Below are 3,589 nucleotides of genomic sequence, written 5' to 3'. Positions count from 1 at the left end.
GGTCCTGGCGACGGGCAGCGCTTCCAACGCGACGGCGGGCCGCGCGAGGTCGCCCCGCCCGCGGCCGATGGACGGCGCTTCGATCGCGGCGGTCCCGGCGGCGGGCAGCGCTTCCAGCCTGACGGCGGACCGCGCGAGGTCACCCCGCCCACCGACCGGCGCTGGGACCGTTCCGGCGCGCCGCCCCGCGAGGTGGTCCCGCCGCGGGCCGGCGATCAGCGCAGCTGGGACCGGGATCGTGACGGCCGCCAGGCCGGCAGTCCGGATTGGCGCCGTGACGGCCGCGACGGCGGCCGCGGCCAACGCTGGGAGCGGGGACGCTATCCGCCGGTCTACTGGAGCCAGCAGCGCTATCGCCTCGGCGCCTACCGCGCGCCCTACGGCTACTATTCGCGGGCCTGGGCGTTCGGCGACTTCCTGCCGCGCGGCTGGTATGCCGAGGACTACTGGCTGGACGACTTCGGCGACTACGGCCTGCCCTACCCGCCGCCCGGCTTCGAGTGGGTCCGCGTCGGCGGCGACGCCCTCCTGATCGACCGCTACAGCGGCCGCATCGTCCAGGTGGTGCGCGGGATCTTTTGGTAAAAACTCTCGTGAGTCGGCCTTCTCCCCTTGTGGGAGAAGGTGGCCTGCGCAGCAGGTCGGATGAGGGGTCTCTCAGAATTGTCGGCGGGGCTGAAATCGCCCTTCGTGCGGAGAGGCGAGTGCGACCCCTCATCCGTCAGCCTGCGGCTGACACCTTCTCCCACAAGGGGGAGAAGGGCGCTCTAATCGATATACCCCGCGGCCTTTAGCGCCGCGATCGAGTCGCTGGCGGACTTGTGGTGGACGAACAGGCCGCCGGCCTGCTCCCAGAGGCGCCGGTGCTGGTCGCGGTCGTCGACCAGCACGTCGCCGGGGTGGCAGTGCTCGCGCTTCAGGGCGGCAGGCGTGGTGATCACCGGCACGCCCGGGAAGTGGCGCTCGGCCCAGCGGCGCTTCTGCGGCTCGGCCCAGGCGCCGCGCGGCATGCCGGTCAGGATGATCGGGTCCTTGGCCTTCACGGCCTCGTAGAGCACGAAGCCGTCGGGCAGGGGATCGAGGCTGTCGAAGAAGTTGTCGGCGCGGGCCAGCCGCTTCCAGAACTCGCCGGCGCCGTGGCGCTTTTCGAAGACATGGCTGGGCAGGCCGAGAATCGCCTCCGCGCCCTTGTCGAAGTCGGCCAGGACGCCGTCGCAGTCGAGATAGATCTGGCGCCTCACCCGGCCGGCGGCGTCTAGTGTCCCGATTCCGAAGTTCGCAAGCGCTTGCGGCTGCCTTTGGCGAACTTCGGAATCGATGAGGACACTAGCAAGTCCACACCCCTAGTGTGCTTCTTGGATTTGAAGTTCGCTCGGCGCATGGCGCTGAATGCGGCGAACTTCAAATCCAGCACACTAGGCCTCTTCCGCCTCTGACGAGGCGGGGCCGTCGGTGCGGGGCGCACGGCGGCGACGGGGCCGCGGGGCCTCCTCGGCGTCGGCGCGCGCGGCGGGGGCCTGCAGGAAAGCCGGAGCGTGGCTCTCGCCGCCCTCGGCGTCGCGCAGCACTCGGGTCTTGCGTTCCGGCCGTTGCGGCGCGGGCTCGACGGCGGCGCTCACCAGCGGCGGCTGGGCCTGGGGCTCGACCACGGCCAGCGGGTCGCGTTCGGGGCGGTCGTCGCGATTGCGCTCGAAGCGGGGGCGGTCGTCGCGCTCGTAGCGCGGACGGTCTTCGCGCGGGCGATCATCCCGGGGACGCTCGTCACGGGGACGCTCGTCACGGGGCCTGTCGTCACGCGGCCGGTCGTCACGGGGCCGCTCGTCGCGCCAGGGCCGGTCGCGGCGGGCTTGGCCGTCACGATTGGGGCCGCCGCCGCCCTCATTGCGGTCACGGTTTTCGTAGCGGGGCCGGTCGTCACGCGGCCGGTCGTCCCGGGGCCTGTCGTCGCGTTGGCCCTGCCCGTCACGCTGGCCGTCACGTTGCGCGTCTCTGGGCCGGCCGTCGTCGCGGGGGCGTTCGCCGCCGCTTTCCCGGGCCTGCCAGGTTTCCGGGGTCTCGCCGGCTTCCGCCGAGGCCGCGTCGGCGGCTTCGGACTGGGCCTGGGCGCCCTCGTCCTCGAAATCGATGTCGAAACCGGAGGAGAAGTGGTCGCGGCCGAGGATCTCGCTGGCCGGACGGGTGGGCTGCATGGCCCGCAGCAGGCGGAAATAGTGTTCGGCGTGCTGCAGGTAGTTCTCGCCGAGCACCCGGTCGCCGGCCGCCGAGGCGTCGCGGGCGAGCTGTTGATACTTCTCGAAGACGTGCTGCGCGTTGCCGCGGACCTTGGCCCCCTCGGGACCGTTGGAATCGAACGCGCGGTTGGCGTTCTGCGCCTGGGGCTTGCCGCCGCCACCGCCGCCACTTCCGCCGCCGCCGCGATTGCGGCCGCGCTGGCGCTTCATACCCTTGAAATCTCTCATTATTTGATAACCGTCTTGGTTTCCCTACGGCTCGGCCCTTTTCGGGTCGGCCTGCGCTTGCCTTCAGCGGGATCGGGCGCCAGGCCCGTTTCGATGTCGAAGACGCTAAGTGTTCCCCGTCTTCCGCCCGGAAGATCTTCAAGCGAGAGGGCTTGGGAGCCGTCGCGCCCTGTCGGTACCAGTGTGCGTCCTTCGCGGGACGCGTCTACCTGAAGCCGACGATTTGGGTGGGAGACACTTCTTAAGTAGCGACTCGGGTTCGACTTTCCAAGGGGTTTTTCGCGCCGGCGACAACGCGGTCCCGGTCGCCGAGGTCGCGCAGGGTCTGCACCTGGGCCGCGCCCGCCTCGCGGAACAGCGCCTCGACCGCCGTCTTCTGGTCGTAACCGATCTCCACGGCGAAGCGGCCGCCGGGTTTCAGCACCCGCAGGATCTCCGGCGCCAGGCGGCGGTAATGGGTCAGGCCGTCGGGACCGCCCTCCAGCGCCAGGCGGGGTTCGTGGTCGCGCACCTCCGGCTCCAGGGTCTCGATCACCTCGCTGGCGATGTAGGGCGGGTTGGAGACCACCAGGTCGAAGCTGGCCTCGGCCAGGCCCTCGGTCCAGTCGCCGCGCAGGAGGGCCATGCGGCCGGCGAGCCCGAGGTTGGCGGCGTTCTCGCGGGCGACCGCCAGCGCCTCTTCCGAGACGTCGACCCCTAGGCCGCGGGCGGCCGGGCGTTCGGCGAGGATCGAGAGCAGGATGGCGCCCGAGCCCACGCCCAGGTCCAGCACCGACCAGGGCGCGTGCTCGGGGAAGTCGCGCAGCACCCATTCCACGACGGTTTCGGTGTCGGGCCTGGGGGTCAGCACGTCCGGCGTGACGTTGAGCATGATCTTCCAGAAGCCCTTGCGCCCGAGGATGTGGCTGACCGGCTCGCGGTGCTCGCGGCGGGCGAGGTAGTCCTCGAGGGTCGCCTCCTGCTCGGGCGTCAGCGGACGGTAGGGATCACCCACGATGTCGGCGCGGGTGGCGCCGGCGGCGGCCTCGACCAGCAGGCGCGCGTCGATCACCGGACCGGCGAGGCCCGCGGCCTCCAGGCGCTGCTTGGCGCCCTGCCAGGCCTGCAACAGGTTCAGGCCCATTGCGGCG

General features: G+C 71.3%; 4 protein-coding genes. 1 reads left to right on the top strand and 3 read right to left on the bottom strand.

Annotation, left to right across the window (positions count from 1 at the left end; all coding sequences use genetic code 11):
• On the top strand, nt 1–585 hold a 585-nt coding region (locus tag JWP28_RS19320), incomplete at its 5' end, for an RcnB family protein (protein WP_299545485.1).
• A 182-nt stretch (nt 586–767) separates the two neighbouring features.
• Here the strand turns inward: JWP28_RS19320 and JWP28_RS19315 are convergent.
• The 3 genes from JWP28_RS19315 to prmC all read right to left on the bottom strand — a co-directional run bounded on the left by JWP28_RS19315 (nt 768) and on the right by prmC (nt 3,582).
• Complete coding sequence (locus tag JWP28_RS19315; protein WP_299545484.1) at nt 768–1,241, bottom strand: hypothetical protein; 474 nt, start codon at nt 1,239–1,241, stop codon at nt 768–770.
• Nucleotides 1,242–1,415: 174 nt separating this feature from the next.
• Entirely contained in the window at nt 1,416–2,459 is a 1,044-nt protein-coding gene (locus tag JWP28_RS19310; protein WP_299545483.1) for a DUF4167 domain-containing protein, read from the bottom strand.
• Between the two features lie 241 nt (nt 2,460–2,700).
• The gene (gene prmC / locus JWP28_RS19305; RefSeq protein WP_299545486.1) at nt 2,701–3,582 is read right to left on the bottom strand and encodes a peptide chain release factor N(5)-glutamine methyltransferase; all 882 of its coding nucleotides are present in this window, start codon (nt 3,580–3,582) and stop codon (nt 2,701–2,703) included.
• Between the last annotated feature and the right edge of the window lie 7 nt (nt 3,583–3,589).

Origin of the sequence: Phenylobacterium sp., assembly GCF_028290885.1 — a bacterium.
GTDB lineage: Bacteria > Pseudomonadota > Alphaproteobacteria > Caulobacterales > Caulobacteraceae > Phenylobacterium.
The sequence above is the reverse complement of the archived record's forward strand: the minus strand, read 5'-3'. Positions and strand labels throughout refer to the sequence as shown.